The organism is Kitasatospora dryopteridis (assembly GCF_050749075.1).
In the GTDB taxonomy this organism is placed as follows: Bacteria; Actinomycetota; Actinomycetes; order Streptomycetales; family Streptomycetaceae; genus Kitasatospora.
The window spans coordinates 6,707,996-6,723,039 of record NZ_CP192749.1 but is presented as its reverse complement, the minus strand read 5'-3'; the positions used below and the strand labels follow the sequence as shown (position 1 = coordinate 6,723,039).

Below are 15,044 nucleotides of genomic sequence, written 5' to 3'. Positions count from 1 at the left end.
GGGTAGCCGACCTGGGTCAGGCCTTGGGCTCGGTCTCCGACTTGGGCTTGGCGTCGACACCGGCCTCGCGGCGCTGCGCGGGGGTGATCGGGGTCGGCGCACCGGTCAGCGGGTCGCCGCCGGTGGACGTCTTCGGGAAGGCGATGACGTCCCGGATGGTGTCGTACCCGCCGAGGAGGGTGACGATGCGGTCCAGGCCGAAGGCGACACCGCCGTGCGGCGGCGGGCCGTAGTTGAAGGCGTCCAGCAGGAAGCCGAACTGCGAGGACGCCTCCTCCTCGGAGAGGCCGATCGCGTCGAAGGCGCGCTTCTGGACGTCCCGCTGGTGGATACGGATCGAACCGCCGCCCAGCTCGGAGCCGTTGAGCACCAGGTCGTAGGCGTTGGAGAGGGCGCTGCCCGGGTCGGTGTCGAAGCTCGCCAGCGACTCGGCGGTGGGCGCGGTGAAGGGGTGGTGCACCGCGTGCCAGCCCTGGAAGTTGCCCTTGTCGTCCTCGATGGGCTCGAACATCGGGAAGTCGACGACCCAGAGGAAGGCCCACTGCGACTCGTCGATCAGGTTGCAGCGGCGGCCGATCTCCAGGCGGGCGGCGCCGAGCAGCTCCTGCGAGGGGGCCTTCTTGCCGGCCGCGAAGAACACCGCGTCGCCGGGCTTGGCGCCGGCGGCGGCGGCCAGGCCGGCCAGGTGCTCCTCGGAGAGGTTCTTGGCGACCGGGCCGCGGAGCTCGCCGGTCTCGGCGTCGACGAGGACGTAGGCGAGGCCGCGGGCGCCGCGGGCCTTGGCCCAGTCCTGCCAGGCGTCGAGCTGCTTGCGGGGCTGCGAGGCGCCGCCGGGCATGACGACCGCGCCGACGTACGGGGCCTGGAACACGCGGAACTCGGTGCCGGCGAAGTACTCGGTGAGGTCGGTCAGCTCCTGGCCGAAGCGGACGTCCGGCTTGTCGGAGCCGTAGCGGGCCATCGCGTCCGCGTAGGTCATCCGCGGCAGCGGGTTGGGCACCTCGTAGCCGTGCACCTCGCGCCAGATCGCGCCGATGACCTTCTCGCCGAGGGCCAGGACGTCCTCCTGGTCGACGAAGGAGGCCTCGATGTCGAGCTGGGTGAACTCCGGCTGGCGGTCGGCGCGGAAGTCCTCGTCGCGGAAGCAGCGGGCGATCTGGTAGTAGCGCTCCATGCCGGCCACCATCAGCAGCTGCTTGAACAGCTGGGGCGACTGCGGCAGGGCGTACCAGTGGCCGGGCTGCAGGCGGACGGGGACGAGGAAGTCGCGGGCGCCCTCGGGGGTGGAGCGGGTGAGGTACGGCGTCTCGATGTCGAGGTAGTCGTTCTCCTCCATCACCCGGCGGATGATGTTGTTGACCTTGGAGCGCAGGCGCAGGGCGCGGGCCGGGCCCTCGCGGCGGAGGTCCAGGTAGCGGTAGCGCAGGCGGACCTCCTCGTTGACCGTGCCGGGCTCGTACTCGGCGACCGGGAACGGGACGGGGGCGGCCTCGGAGAGCACCTCGATCGCGCTGACGACGACCTCGACGGCGCCGGTGGCGATGTCGGGGTTCTCGTTGCCCTCGGGGCGCACGCGGACCTCGCCGACGACCTTGACGCAGTACTCGGCGCGCAGGCCGTGCACCGAGTCCAGGTCGCGGACGACGATCTGCACGGTGCCGGAGGCGTCGCGCAGGTCGATGAACGCCACACCGCCGTGGTCGCGGCGGCGGGCGACCCAGCCGGCCAGGGTGACGGTCGTTCCGGCGTGCTCCGCGCGGAGCGTGCCCGCGTCGTGCGTGCGGATCACAGCTGCTTCTCCTTCAGGGTGGATACGAGTGCTTCGAGTTCGACGGGGACCTGTTCGCCGGTGGCCATGTCCTTGAGCTGGACGACACCGGCGGCGAGATCTCGGTCCCCGGCGACCAGCGCGAAGCGGGCGCCGGAGCGGTCGGCGGACTTCATGGCGTTCTTGATGCTCTTGACGCCGAAGGCGAGGTCGGTGGCCACCCCGGCGCGGCGCAGCTCGACCACCTTCGCGAAGAGCACGTTCTTGGCCTCCTCGCCGAGCGCGACGGCGTAGACGGCGGTGGGCGCGGGCAGGTCGAGGACGACGCCCTCGGCCTCCATCGCCAGATAGGTGCGGTCCACCCCGAGGGCCCAGCCGACGGACGGCAGCGCGGGGCCGCCGATCATCTCGGACAGCCCGTCGTAGCGGCCGCCGCCGCCGATCGCGGACTGTGCACCGAGACCGTTGTGCACGAACTCGAAGGTGGTGCGGGTGTAGTAGTCCAGGCCGCGGACGAGCTTGGGGTCGTCGGTGAACGCCACGCCGTTGGCGGTGAGCAGTTCGCGGACCTTCTCGTCGTAGGCCTTGCACTCCTCGCAGAGGTAGTCGCGCAGCATCGGCGCGCCGCCGAGCTGGGCCTGCACCGACTCGCGCTTGTCGTCGAGGACCCGCAGCGGGTTGATCCCGGCGCGGCGGCGGGTGTCCTCGTCGAGCTCGAGGCCGGTCAGGAACTCGACCAGGGCGGCACGGTAGACCGGGCGGCACTGCTTGTCGCCGAGGCTGTTGAGCAGCAGCGTGTAGTCGCTCAGGCCGAGCGAGCGGAAGGCGTCGTCGGCGAGGACGATCAGCTCGGCGTCGAGCGCCGGGTCCTCCGCGCCGATCGCCTCGGCACCGATCTGGGCGAACTGGCGGTAGCGGCCCTTCTGGGCGCGCTCGTAGCGGTAGTACGAGCCCGAGTACCAGAGCTTGACCGGCAGGTTGCCCTGCTTGTGCAGGTTGGCCTGGAGGGCGGCGCGCAGCACGGAGGCGGTGCCCTCGGGGCGCAGCGCGAGCTCGTCGCCGCCCTTGGTGGTGAGGTTGTACATCTCCTTGGTGACGATGTCCGTGGACTCGCCGACACCGCGGGAGAAGAGCTTCACGTCCTCGAAGACCGGGGTCTCGATGTAGCCGTACCCGGCCAGGCGGGCGGGCGCGGAGAGGCGCTCGCGGATCGCCAGGAAGGTCGCGGAGCTCGGGGGCAGCAGGTCGTAGGTGCCCTTGGGGGCGGAGAAGGTGCTCAACGTCTCTTCCGTCACATTCCTCGTCGCGGGTGGGCCGGAGCATCCAGCGCACCGGCCGCCTGCAGGAGGTACGGGTTGGTGGCGCGCTCACGGCCGATGGTGGTCTGGGAGCCGTGGCCGGAGAGGACCACGGTCTCGTCGTCGAGGGGCAGGCACACCCGGGCCAGCGATTCCATGATCGCCTTGCTGTCCCCGCCCGGGAGGTCCGTACGCCCGATGGAGCCGGCGAACAGCAGGTCGCCCGAGAACAGGACCGGCGGGATCTGGTCCGACGAGGGCGTCCGGAAGGTCACCGACCCCCTGGTATGGCCCGGCGCGTGGTCCACGGTGAGCTCCAGGCCGGCCAGTTCCAGCACGCTGCCGTCGGTGAGCTCGCGGACGTCGTCCGGCTCGCCGACGGTGATCGACCCCATGATCTGCTGCCCGAGGGAGCGGCCCAGGCCGCGGCCCGGGTCCTTCATCATGTAGCGGTCCTCGGGGTGGATCCAGGCCGGGACGCCGCGGGCGCCGCAGACCGGCACCACGGAGGCGATGTGGTCGATGTGGCCGTGGGTGAGGAGCACGGCGACCGGCTTCAGCCGGTGCTCGCGGATGAGCTCCTCGACGCCCTGCGCGGCCTCGTGGCCCGGATCGACGATCACGCACTCCTCGCCGGCGGCCGGCGCGACCAGGTAGCAGTTGGTGCCCCAGGCTCCGGCGGGAAATCCGGCGACGAACACGCGAGTCCTTCTGTCGGGAGGGAGGCGGGCCCGTGATGTCACCGCCCGGTCACACCGCAGCCTACCGGCGGCACGGCACCGGGAGCGAACCAGATAGGCCCCGTCCTGCCCAACCTCGGCGGCGTTTGATCTCGTACTTACGCTCGGGGTCCTTACACTTGGCCGCCTGCGGATGCGATGATCCGCACCGGAACCCCCCAACCCCCGCATCAGCACTCAGGAGACACGGCCGGTGGTCAGCAGCGAACAGCGGCGGCGGCAGCTCGCCCGCGAGAAGTACGAGCGCCAGATGGAGCGGCGTGCCGAGGCCCAGCGGCAGGCGCGCAAGCGCAACCTGCTGGTCGGCGCCGCCGTGGCCGTCCTGGTGGTCGGCGTCGCCGGTGCGACCTGGGCGCTGAGCGGCTCGGAGGAGAAGAAGGACCCGGCCGCGGCCCCGACGCCGACCGCGGCGGCCACCCCGGTCAAGGGCTGCACCACCCCGGCACCCGGCTCGCCGAACGGCAAGCAGTTCAAGGCCGAGCCGGCCATGACGGTGGACACCAAGGCCAACTACACGATGTCGCTGGACACCAGCTGCGGCAAGATCACCATCGCGCTGGACGCCGCCAAGGCCCCGCACACGGTGAACTCCTTCGCGTTCCTGTCCAACGAGAAGTACTTCGACCACACCAAGTGCCACCGCCTCACCACCGAGGGCATCTACGTGCTGCAGTGCGGCGACCCGACCGGCACCGGTTCGGGCGGCCCGGGCTACCAGTTCGCGGACGAGAACCTGACCGGCGCGACCTACCCGGCGGGCACGGTGGCCATGGCCAACGCCGGCCCGGGCACCAACGGCAGCCAGTTCTTCCTGGTCTACAAGGACACCCAGCTCCCGCCGAACTACACCCCGTTCGGCAAGGTGACGGGCGGCCTCGACGTCGTGCAGAACATCGCCGCGGGCGGTGTCCAGGGCGGCGGCGGCGACGGCGCGCCGGTGGCCGACATGGTGCTCAACTCGGTGACCACCGCGAAGGGTTGATCCGCGCGGGCGTGCGCCCCGGCCGGCCTGCGGCCGCCGGGGCGCACGCTTCCCGGGAAATCACCCGGCCCGGATGCGGACAGCACCGACGCTGGTCGCCTATGTTGCTGTTGTATAGGGTGCCCTGACCGTCGGCCGTCACCCTCGGCAGCACTCGGCGGCAGGACGGCGGACTCCATCGGTCCGCCGCACATTCAACTGTGGACGACGTCCCCCGCCGCCGCGGCGGGCGGGCGTCATTGGAGGAGGCGCTGTGAGCAGCGACCCGTGGGGCCGTGTCGACGAGCAGGGGACCGTGTACGTCAGGACCGCCGAGGGCGAACGCGTCGTCGGTTCCTGGCAGGCGGGCTCCCCGGAGGAGGCCCTCGCGTACTTCGAGCGCAAGTACCAGGGGCTGGAGGCCGAGATCGGCCTGCTGGAGCACCGCGTCCGCAAGACCGACCTGGCCGCCAAGGAGGCACAGGTCGCCCTCGACCACCTCAAGGCCCAGGTGGCCGAGGCGCACGCGGTCGGCGACCTGGACGCGCTGGCGAAGCGCCTCGACACGCTGAGCGGCGAGATCGAGACCCGGCAGAGCGAGCGGCGCGCCGCCCGCGCCAAGGCCCAGGAGGAGGCGCGGTCCTCCAAGGAGGCGCTGGTCGCCGAGGCCGAGCAGCTGGCCGAGTCCACCCAGTGGCGGGAGGCCGGCGACCGGCTGCGCGCCCTGGTGGAGACCTGGAAGGGCCTGCCCCGGCTGGACCGCAAGAGCGACGACGAGCTGTGGCACCGCTTCTCGCACGCCCGCTCGGTGTTCTCCAAGCACCGCAAGGCGCACTTCGCGGCGCTCGACAGCGAGCGCGAGCACGCCCGGGTGGCGAAGGAGAAGCTGGTCGCCGAGGCCGAGGCGCTGTCCGACTCGACCGAGTGGGGCGAGACCGCGGCCCGCTACCGCGACCTGATGGCGCAGTGGAAGGCCGCCGGGCGCGCGCAGCGGGATGCCGAGGAGGAGCTGTGGGCGCGGTTCCGCGGCGCCCAGGACGTGTTCTTCCAGGCCCGGTCCTCCGCGTTCAGCGAGCGGGACGCCGAGCAGGGCGAGAACCAGAAGCTCAAGGAGGCGCTGCTGCTGGAGGCCGAGGCGATCCTGCCGATCACCGACCTCAAGGCGGCCAAGGCGGCGCTGCGCGACGTCAACGAGCGGTGGGAGGCGATCGGCCACGTACCGCGTGCCGCCCGCGGCCAGCTGGACGGCCGGCTGAACGCGGTGGAGCGGGCGATCCGCGAAGCCGAGGACGCCGAGTGGAAGCGCACCAACCCGGAGGCGAAGGCCCGTGCGGCCGGCATGACCGGGCTGCTGCAGCAGGCCGTGGACAAGCTGCAGGCCGACCTGGACAAGGCGCGTGCGGCCGGCAATGCGAGCCGGGTCGCCAAGCTGGAGTCCGAGCTGGCCGGCCGTCAGGCCCTGCTGGAGCAGGCGCAGAAGAGCCTGGAGGAGTTCGGCGGCTGACGCCCCGCTCCCCCGCGCACGACCGGAGGGCCCCTGCCGCGGCGGGGGCCCTCCGCATGTCCGTCGGCGGGCGGCGGGTCACCGCCGCGGCGGGTCACAGCGGCCAGGTGCGGGCGTGCGCCCAGTCGGCGAAGCCCTGCCAGCCGACGTCGGGGTGGTCGCGGCGCAGCGCGGCGGTGTCGATGTCCAGGCCGGTCTCGGTGAAGTAGCGGAACATCGCGGCGAGGTCGGCGGAGTAGGCCTCGATCTCGGCGAGCGGGAGGCGGCGGAAGCCGATCGGCCTGCCGGTGGCGGAGCCGAGCACCTCGGCGATCTCGGGGCAGGTGAGGGCGTCGGAGGCGATGTCGATCCGCCGGCCGGCGAACTCGACGGGGCGGGTGATCGCAAGGGCAGCGAAGGCACCGATGTCGCGGGCGGGGACGAGTGCGAGCGGGCGCTCGGGCGGCATGGGGAGCACGAAGCTGCCCTCGCGCAACCCCTGCAGGGTCCACTCCCCCGCGTAGTTCTCCATGAAGGCGGCCGGGCCGAGGACGGTCCAGGGCACGCCGAGTCCGGCGAGGCGTCGCTCGATCCGGTACTTGCTGTCGAAGTGCGGGATGCCGGTGTCGCGGTCGGCGTGCGCGGCCGAGGTGAAGACGATGTGACCGACCCGGGCGTCGGCGGCGGACTCGACCAGGGCGGTGCCCTGGCGGACCTCGGTGGCGAGGTCGGTGCCGAAGGGCGTCGACATGGCGAAGAGGGCGCCGGCGCCGGCGAGGGCGGCGTCCAGGGACTCCCGGTCGTCGAAGTCGGCGGCCACGACCTGGGCTCCGGCGGCCCGGAGGGCGCGGGCGGCGGCCGAGTCGGGGGTGCGGGTGAGGGCGCGGACGGACAGGCCGTGCGCGAGGAGGGCGTCGACGACGGCGGCGCCCTGGGTGCCGGTGGCTCCGGCCACCGCAACATATGATGTCTGCGTCATGCAGACACTGTAGGACAAGTTATCTGCGTCGCGCAGATATTTATTCGGGAGGATGCCCATGCCGCCGCACGACCTCGAGGCCGACTCCCGCCGCTACCTCGCCTCGTACGCACTGTTCAACCAGGCGGTGGCGGACCGGCTCGGGCTGCACCCCACCGATGTGCAGTGCCTCAACCTGCTCGGCCTGGAGGAGGGCCCGCTCACCACCGGCCGGATCGCCGAACTGACCGGTCTCACCAGCGGCTCGGCCACCCGCCTGGTGGACCGGCTGGAACGGGCCGGCTACGTCACCCGGCGGCGCGACGAGGAGGACCGCCGCCGGGTGCTGGTCGAACCGGTACCCGCGGCGGCGGCCCGCCTCGGCGAACTCTGGGGCGAACTCGGCGAGGGCTGGGCGGCCATGCTGGCCGAGTACAGCGAGGAGGAACTCGCCTTCCTCGCCCGCCACATGCGCCGCACCACCGAACTCGCCGAACGCCAGATCCAGCGCCTGCGCGAGGGCGGGTGAACGGCAGGGGCGCGGGGACTGATCCCCGCGCCCCTGACTGCTGCCTTGTCGGCCCCGCCTACTTCTTCGCCGAGGTCACCCGGTAGACGTCGTACACGCCCTCGACGCCGCGGACGGCCTTCAGGACGTGGCCGAGGTGCTTCGGGTCGCCCATCTCGAAGGTGAAGCGGCTCATCGCCACCCGGTCGCGGGAGGTCTGCACCGCCGCCGACAGGATGTTGACGTGCTGGTCGGAGAGCACCCGGGTGACGTCCGACAGCAGGCGGGAGCGGTCCAGCGCCTCGACCTGGATGGCCACCAGGAAGACCGAGGACTGGGTGGCCGCCCACTCGACCTCGATCATCCGCTCCGGCTGCTGGGACAGCGCCTCGACGTTGACGCAGTCCGAGCGGTGGATGGAGACGCCGTTGCCGCGGGTCACGAAGCCCACGATCGGGTCGCCCGGCACCGGCGTGCAGCAGCGCGCCAGCTTCACCCAGAGGTCGTCGACGCCCTTGACGATCACACCCGGGTCGCCCTTGGCGCGGCGGCGCAGCGTGCGGCTCTGGTGGGTCGGGGTGGCCGTCTCGGCGAGGTCCTCGGTCGCACCCTCCTCGCCGCCGAGCGCCTGCACCAGCTTCTGCACGATGGACTGCGCGGCGACGTGGCCCTCGCCGATCGCGGCGTAGAGCGAGGAGATGTCGGGGTAGCGCATCTCGTGCGCGAGTGTGACCAGGGAGTCGCCGGTGAGGATGCGCTGGATCGGCAGGCCCTGCTTGCGCATCGCCCGGGCGATGGCCTCCTTGCCGTGCTCGATGGCCTCCTCGCGGCGCTCCTTGGAGAACCAGGCGCGGATCTTGTTGCGGGCACGCGGCGACTTGACGAAGGTGAGCCAGTCCCGGGAGGGGCCGGCGTTCTCCGCCTTGGAGGTGAAGACCTCGACGGTGTCGCCGTTCTCGAGCTCGGACTCCAGCGGCACCAGGCGGCCGTTGACCCGGGCGCCGATGCAGCGGTAGCCGACCTCGGTGTGCACCGCGAAGGCGAAGTCCACCGGGGTGGCCTTCGCGGGCAGCGCTATCACGTCGCCCTTGGGGGTGAAGACGAAGACCTCGTTGCTGGAGAGGTCGAAGCGCAGCGACTCGAGGAACTCGCTCGGGTCCTCGGTCTCCTTCTGCCAGTCCAGCAGCTGCCGCAGCCAGGCCATCTCGTTGACGGCGTCGGCCTTGTCGTGCTTGCGGGCGTGCACCGGGGTGTCGGTGCGGACCTTGGAGGCGCCGGCCACCGCGCGCTGCTTGTACTTCCAGTGCGCGGCGATGCCGTACTCGGCGCGGCGGTGCATGTCGAAGGTGCGGATCTGCAGCTCGACCGGCTTGCCGCCGGGCCCGATGACCGTCGTGTGCAGCGACTGGTACATGTTGAACTTGGGCATCGCGATGTAGTCCTTGAACCGCCCCGGCACCGGGTTCCACCGCGCGTGGATGGTGCCCAGCGCCGCGTAGCAGTCGCGGACGGTGTCGACCAGGACCCGGATACCCACCAGGTCGTAGATCTCGGCGAAGTCGCGGCCCCGCACGATCATCTTCTGGTAGACCGAGTAGTAGTGCTTCGGCCGGCCGGTGACCTGCGCCTGGATGCGGGCGCCGCGCAGGTCGCCCTGCACCTGGTCGATGACGGTGGCCAGGTACTCGTCGCGCTTGGGGGCGCGCTCGGCGACCAGGCGGACGATCTCGTCGTACATCTTGGGGTAGAGGATCGCGAAGCTCCCACTTGATGGTGTTCATGCCCAGCCGGTGCGCCAGCGGGGCGTAGATCTCCAGCGTCTCGCGGGCCTTCTTCTCCTGCTTCTCCCGCTTGAGGTAGCGCATGGTGCGCATGTTGTGCAGGCGGTCGGCGAGCTTGATCACCAGGACGCGCGGGTCCTTGGCCATCGCCACGACCATCTTGCGCACCATGCGCTACCTCAAGCGGAGAAGCAGGAGAAGAAGGCCCGCGAGACGCTGGAGATCTACGCCCCGCGACGGCTGGGCATGAACACCATCAAGTGGAGGACCTCGCCTTCGCGATCCTCTACCCCAAGATGTACGACGAGATTGTCCACCTGGTCGATGACGGTGGCCAGGTACTCGTCGCGCTTGGGGGCGCGCTCGGCGACCAGGCGGACGATCTCGTCGTACATCTTGGGGTAGAGGATCGCGAAGGCGAGGTCCTCCAGCTCCCACTTGATGGTGTTCATGCCCAGCCGGTGCGCCAGCGGGGCGTAGATCTCCAGCGTCTCGCGGGCCTTCTTCTCCTGCTTCTCCGCTTGAGGTAGCGCATGGTGCGCAAGATGGTCGTGGCGATGGCCAAGGACCCGCGCGTCCTGGTGATCAAGCTCGCCGACCGCCTGCACAACATGCGCACCATGCGCTACCTCAAGCGGGAGAAGCAGGAGAAGAAGGCCCGCGAGACGCTGGAGATCTACGCCCCGCTGGCGCACCGGCTGGGCATGAACACCATCAAGTGGGAGCTGGAGGACCTCGCCTTCGCGATCCTCTACCCCAAGATGTACGACGAGATCGTCCGCCTGGTCGCCGAGCGCGCCCCCAAGCGCGACGAGTACCTGGCCACCGTCATCGACCAGGTGCAGGGCGACCTGCGCGGCGACCAGGCGGACGATCTCGTCGTACATCTTGGGGTAGAGGATCGCGAAGGCGAGGTCCTCCAGCTCCCACTTGATGGTGTTCATGCCCAGCCGGTGCGCCAGCGGGGCGTAGGCGAGGTCCTCCAGCTCCCACTTGATGGTGTTCATGCCCAGCCGGTGCGCCAGCGGGGCGTAGATCTCCAGCGTCTCGCGGGCCTTCTTCTCCTGCTTCTCCCGCTTGAGGTAGCGCATGGTGCGCATGTTGTGCAGGCGGTCGGCGAGCTTGATCACCAGGACGCGCGGGTCCTTGGCCATCGCCACGACCATCTTGCGGACGGTCTCGGCCTGCGCGGCCTCGCCGAACTTGACCCGGTCCAGCTTGGTCACGCCGTCGACCAGCAGGGCCACCGAGTCGCCGAAGTCGCGGCGCAGCGTCTCCAGGCCGTAGTCGGTGTCCTCGACGGTGTCGTGCAGCAGACCCGCCATCAGGGTGGGGGCGTCCATGCCGAGCTCGGCGAGGATGGTCGCCACCGCCAGCGGGTGGGTGATGTACGGGTCGCCGCTCTTGCGCTTCTGCCCGCGGTGCCACTTCTCGGCGACCGCGTACGCCTTCTCGATCTCCTTGAGCAGGACCGGATCGGCCTTCGGGTCGTTGGCCCGGATGGTGCGGAACAGCGGCTCCAGGACGGGGTTGACCGCAGTACTGCGCTGGCCGCCGAGGCGGGCGAGACGGGCCCGCATCCCGCCGGGGGACGGCCGGTGGGCGGCGGGCGGCGGCGTGGGGCGCGCCGGGCCGGCCCCGGAGGGCGTCGGACGGCTCTCGGGGGCAGCGGCCTCCGCGGTGGGCACAACCTCGTCGGGCAAGGACACTCCTCGGGGGCGCACGGCCTCCCCCTCGTTCGGGCGGTCGCGCCATCGGTCGCACCCGTCGGTCGTACAACCGGGAGGGGATGAATCTTCATGGTACCGAGAGTGCGGCCCGGCCGGTCGGCCGCCCGGCGCGGAAGGGCCGTGGGCAGACCGCCGGGGGCGCACAGGGCACCCCCGGGCGAGTTGGCGAAAGTCCAGTCAGACGGTGACCAGCGCCTCGAGCGGTGCCCCGGCGAGGTGGGGGGCGAGACGTGCGCGGCCGTCCAGGAAGCCGAGCTCCATCAGCACGACCACGCCGGCGAGCTGCGCGCCGGCCTCGCGGACGAGGTCCAGCGAGGCGCCGAGGGTGCCGCCGGTGGCCAGCACGTCGTCGACCACCAGGACCCGCTCGCCGGCGGCGAAGGCGTCGCACTGGACCTCGAGCGTGGCGGAGCCGTACTCGAGGTCGTAGGAGCGGGCGAAGACGTCGCCGGGCAGCTTGCCCTTCTTGCGGATCGGCACGAAGCCGAGGCCGGCGGCGACGGCCGCCGGGGCCGCCAGGACGAAGCCCCGGGCCTCCAGGCCGACCACCTTGGTCGCCCCGAGCTCGGCCGCGCGGGCGGCGAGCGCCCCGGTCAGCGCGCCGAACGCCTCGGCGTCGGCGAGCAGCGGCGCGATGTCCTTGAACAGCACGCCGGGCTTCGGGTAGTCCGGGACGTCCCTGATCCGGCTGGTGAGCAGCTCGGCGAGGGCGGGGTCGGGGGAGGTCACGTGGGTTCCTTCGGGTCTGCGGGCCGTGCCGGCCGGCGGTTGGCGCTTCGACCCTACCCTCCGCGACGGGTGGTGAACGGACGAGGTCCGGCCGGCCCGAGGAGACTCGGGCCGGCCGGACCTCGCGGGGTCGCGTCCGGTCAGCGCTTGCCGGACGGACGGCCCTTGGAGCGCGAGCGGCCGACCGGCTGGTTGCGCTGGCCGACCATGCCGGCCGGGACCTCGTCGCCGTCCTCGGCGCCCTGCGGCGCGTCGGCGGACTCCGCGGCCTTGGCGTCGGCGGCGCGGCGCTGGGCGACGCGCTTGGCGAGCGCCCGCATCTCCGGGGTCTGCTCCTTGAGCTGCGCGAGCAGCGGGGTGGCGACGCAGATCGACGAGTAAGCGCCGGCCGCCAGACCGATGAACAGCGCGAGCGAGATGTCGTTCAGCGTGCCGGCGCCGAGCATGCCGCCGCCGATGAACAGCAGGGCGGCGACCGGGAGCAGGGCGACCACGGTGGTGTTGATCGAACGCACCAGGGTCTGGTTGAGGCCGTGGTTGGCGGCCTCGCTGTAGGTGCGCTTGTTCTGCTTGGTGATACCCCGGGTGTTCTCCTTCACGGTGTCGAAGACGACGACCGTGTCGTAGAGCGAGTAGCCGAGGATCGTCAGGAAGCCGATCACCGTACCGGGGGTGACCTCGAAGCCCACCAGGGCGTACACGCCGATGGTGATCAGGAGGTCGTGGATCAGCGCGACCAGGGCGGCCAGCGCCATCCGCCACTCGAAGGCGATCGCGAGGTACACGGTGACCAGCACCATGAACACGATCAGGCCGAGCAGCGCCTTCTGGGAGATCTGCTGGCCCCAGGAGGGACCGATCACCTGGGCGTCGATGTCCTTGGTGGGGACGCCGATCTCCTTGGAGAGCTCCTGGGAGAACGCCGGGCCGCTGATCTTCTCCTCGGAGCTGACCTGGATGCGGATCTTGCCGTCGCCGGTCTTCTGGACCTGCGGGGTGGTGTCACCGGCGATCTTGTTGGCGGCGTCCTGCGCCTGGGAGACCGACAGGCCGGCCTTCTCGACGGTGTAGACCGAGCCGCCCTTGAACTCGATGCCCAGGTGCAGGCCCATCGCCAGGCCGATCGCCGCGACGAGGACGATGACGCCCGAGATGGAGTACCAGATCTTGCGCTTGCCGACGAAGTCGAAGCTGACCTCGCCCTGGTAGAGCCGGTGGCCGATGTTCCGAAGGGACATGGCGTCAGGCCTCCTTGGGGGCGTTGGCGGAGGAACGGCGACGGCTGCCGCGGATCGGCGGGCGGGCGCCGAGCCGCTTGGGGTCGAGACCGGACCAGGGGTGGCCGTTCGCGAAGAACTTCCGCCGGGCCAGCAGGGTGATCAGCGGCTTGGTGAACAGGAAGATCACCACGATGTCGAGCAGCGTGGTCAGGCCGAGCGTGAACGCGAAGCCCTGGACCTTGCCGACCGAGACGATGTACAGCACCGCGGCACACAGGAACGACACGAAGTCGGAGACCAGGATGGTGCGGCGGGCGCGCGGCCAGGCGCGCTGGACCGCCGGGCGCAGCGGGGCGCCGTCGCGGACCTCGTCGCGGATGCGCTCGAAGTAGACGATGAAGGAGTCCGCGGTGATGCCGATGGCGACGATGGCGCCGCAGACGGCCGGCAGGTTCAGCGCGAAGCCGATGCTGCTGCCGAGCAGGCACATGATCGCGTAGGTGAGGATCGCCGAGACGACCAGACCGCCGATGGAGACCAGGCCGAGGCCGCGGTAGTAGACCAGCGAGTAGACGACCACCAGGACGAGGCCGATCGCACCGGCGATCAGGCCGGCCTGCAGCTGGTCGCCGCCGAGCTGCGGGGAGACGGTGGTGACGTCGCTCATGTCGAAGGTCAGCGGCAGCGCGCCGTAGCTCAGCACGTTGGCGAGGCCCTTGGCGTCGTCCTGGGTGAAGCTGCCGGAGATGGTGGCCGAGCCGCCGGTGATCGACTGGCTGACGTACGGGTGGGAGACCACCTTGCCGTCCAGGACGATGGCGAACTGGTTGGCCGGGGAGGCCTGGGTGGCGAGGGTGCCGGTGGTGCTCGCGAAGGCCTTGGAGCCGGTGTCGTTGAACGACAGGTCGACCTGCCAGCCGCCGGCGCGCTGGGTGTCGTAGAGGGCCTGCGCCTTGGAGACGTCGGAGCCGTTCACGGCGACCGGGCCGAGCGCGAACTTGTACCAGACGCCCTGCTCCTTGTCGTAGGAGCAGCCGACCGCGTTCTTCTTGGGGTCGGTCTGGTAGTCCTTGCGCTGCTCCGGCTTGGAGCAGTCCAGCGCGGCGAACTGCTGCTGGACGTCGGCGGGGACGGTGCCCTGGGTGAGCGCGGCGGTCAGCTGCTCGGGGCTCAGGCTGGTCGGCGCGGACGGGGTCGCGCTGCCGCTCGGGGCGGCGGCGGCCGAGCCGGAGGCGGTGGCGGACGGCGAGGCCGAGGCGGTCGGGTCGGCCTTCAGCGCGTCGCTGACGGCGCGGCCGGCCTTGCTGGCGCTGGCGCTCGCGGACGGCTTGGCGGACGGGCTGGCCGAGGTGCCGGCCGCGGCCGCCGAGGAGCCGGCGGACGGGCTCGCGGAGCCGGACGGCGAGGGCGAGCCGGTGTTCAGCGCCGAGGGGTCGACGCCGGTGGGCGCGAGCGCGACCACGGGACGGAAGTAGAGCTTGGCAGTCGTGCCGATCTGCTCGATCGCCGCCTGCTTGTCACCGCCATTGGGGATGTTGACGATGATGTTGCTGTCGCCCTGGGTCTGGACCTCCGCCTCGGAGACGCCCATACCGTTGACGCGCTTCTGGATGATGCCGGTCGCGATGTCCATGTTGGACTTGTTGATCGCGGCCTTGTCATCCGACTTCGCGGTCAGGGTGACACTGGTGCCACCGGCGAGGTCGATTCCGAGACGGGGCGTCTTGTCGCCCGTCCAGAACATGAGGGCGACCAGGCCGACGGCGACCACCAGGATCAGGGCCAGCGCCCGCCCCGGGTAGCCGTCGCGCTGGCGCGACTTGGGTGTTGCCACCTTGCTCGTTTCTCCCTGTCCATGCCGCCGCGGG

At 71.2% G+C, this 15,044-nt stretch carries 10 protein-coding genes and 4 pseudogenes; 4 read left to right on the top strand and 10 right to left on the bottom strand.

From position 1 onward, the window contains the following. Positions 1–16 precede the first annotated feature (16 nt). Genes aspS through ACQ614_RS30345 form a run of 3 tightly spaced genes read right to left on the bottom strand, consistent with a single transcriptional unit; the run spans position 17 to position 3,767 of the window. Positions 17–1,789: an aspartate--tRNA ligase gene (aspS, locus tag ACQ614_RS30355; RefSeq protein WP_431682068.1), complete on the bottom strand. Its 1,773-nt coding sequence runs from the start codon at positions 1,787–1,789 to the stop codon at positions 17–19. Further along, the gene (hisS, locus tag ACQ614_RS30350) at positions 1,786–3,048 is read right to left on the bottom strand and encodes a histidine--tRNA ligase (protein ID WP_431682066.1); all 1,263 of its coding nucleotides are present in this window, start codon (positions 3,046–3,048) and stop codon (positions 1,786–1,788) included. The genes aspS and hisS overlap by 4 nt, the downstream gene beginning before the upstream one ends. An 11-nt stretch (positions 3,049–3,059) precedes the next feature. Then, positions 3,060–3,767 (bottom strand): MBL fold metallo-hydrolase, encoded by a 708-nt coding sequence (locus ACQ614_RS30345; protein ID WP_363492525.1) that lies wholly within the window; start codon positions 3,765–3,767, stop codon positions 3,060–3,062. Positions 3,768–3,999: 232 nt separating this feature from the next. On the opposite strand from ACQ614_RS30345, the gene ACQ614_RS30340 reads away from it, so the two are divergent. Together ACQ614_RS30340 and ACQ614_RS30335 are read left to right on the top strand one after the other, a co-directional pair. Further along, positions 4,000–4,788 (top strand): peptidylprolyl isomerase, encoded by a 789-nt coding sequence (locus ACQ614_RS30340; protein WP_431682065.1) that lies wholly within the window; start codon positions 4,000–4,002, stop codon positions 4,786–4,788. Between the two features lie 253 nt (positions 4,789–5,041). Next, the gene (locus ACQ614_RS30335; protein ID WP_431682063.1) at positions 5,042–6,271 is read left to right on the top strand and encodes a DUF349 domain-containing protein; all 1,230 of its coding nucleotides are present in this window, start codon (positions 5,042–5,044) and stop codon (positions 6,269–6,271) included. 94 nt (positions 6,272–6,365) lie between these two features. Here the strand turns inward: ACQ614_RS30335 and ACQ614_RS30330 are convergent, their stop codons facing one another. Then, entirely contained in the window at positions 6,366–7,229 is an 864-nt protein-coding gene (locus ACQ614_RS30330; protein ID WP_431682061.1) for an NmrA/HSCARG family protein, read from the bottom strand. 58 nt (positions 7,230–7,287) lie between these two features. On the opposite strand from ACQ614_RS30330, the gene ACQ614_RS30325 reads away from it, so the two are divergent. Then, positions 7,288–7,737 carry a MarR family winged helix-turn-helix transcriptional regulator gene (locus ACQ614_RS30325; RefSeq protein WP_431682059.1) on the top strand — a complete coding sequence of 150 codons (450 nt, stop codon included), beginning with the start codon at positions 7,288–7,290 and terminating at the stop codon, positions 7,735–7,737. Between the two features lie 58 nt (positions 7,738–7,795). On the opposite strand, the pseudogene ACQ614_RS30320 reads toward ACQ614_RS30325, so the two are convergent. Together ACQ614_RS30320 and ACQ614_RS30315 are read right to left on the bottom strand one after the other, a co-directional pair. After that, positions 7,796–9,665 (bottom strand): annotated as a pseudogene (locus ACQ614_RS30320) (RelA/SpoT family protein); the annotation flags it as partial. A 146-nt stretch (positions 9,666–9,811) separates the two neighbouring features. Then, a pseudogene (locus tag ACQ614_RS30315) lies at positions 9,812–10,041 on the bottom strand (HD domain-containing protein); the annotation flags it as partial. Here ACQ614_RS30315 and ACQ614_RS30310 point away from each other — a divergent pair. Continuing rightward, positions 10,034–10,354: pseudogene (locus ACQ614_RS30310) on the top strand (HD domain-containing protein); the annotation flags it as partial. The pseudogenes ACQ614_RS30315 and ACQ614_RS30310 sit on opposite strands and share 8 nt — an antisense overlap. A gap of 9 nt (positions 10,355–10,363) precedes the next feature. Here ACQ614_RS30310 and ACQ614_RS30305 read toward each other — a convergent pair. The 4 genes and pseudogenes from ACQ614_RS30305 to secD form a co-directional block, all read right to left on the bottom strand. Continuing rightward, positions 10,364–11,077 (bottom strand): annotated as a pseudogene (locus ACQ614_RS30305) (HD domain-containing protein); the annotation flags it as partial. A 327-nt stretch (positions 11,078–11,404) separates the two neighbouring features. Then, positions 11,405–11,956, bottom strand: coding sequence for an adenine phosphoribosyltransferase (locus tag ACQ614_RS30300; protein ID WP_363492519.1), 552 nt, complete (start codon positions 11,954–11,956; stop codon positions 11,405–11,407). 140 nt (positions 11,957–12,096) lie between these two features. Next, entirely contained in the window at positions 12,097–13,194 is a 1,098-nt protein-coding gene (gene secF, locus ACQ614_RS30295; RefSeq protein ID WP_431682056.1) for a protein translocase subunit SecF, read from the bottom strand. A 4-nt stretch (positions 13,195–13,198) separates the two neighbouring features. Next, positions 13,199–15,010: a protein translocase subunit SecD gene (gene secD, locus ACQ614_RS30290; RefSeq protein WP_431682054.1), complete on the bottom strand. Its 1,812-nt coding sequence runs from the start codon at positions 15,008–15,010 to the stop codon at positions 13,199–13,201. Positions 15,011–15,044: the final 34 nt, after the last annotated feature.

Bases quoted from the DNA above. Each gene is read 5' to 3' on its own strand.
- ACQ614_RS30330 (WP_431682061.1), bottom strand. From the start codon at position 7,229: ATGACGCAGACATCATATGTTGCGGTGGCCGGAGCCACCGGCACCCAG.
- ACQ614_RS30325 (WP_431682059.1), top strand. From the start codon at position 7,288: ATGCCGCCGCACGACCTCGAGGCCGACTCCCGCCGCTACCTCGCCTCG.
- secF (WP_431682056.1), bottom strand. From the start codon at position 13,194: ATGTCCCTTCGGAACATCGGCCACCGGCTCTACCAGGGCGAGGTCAGC.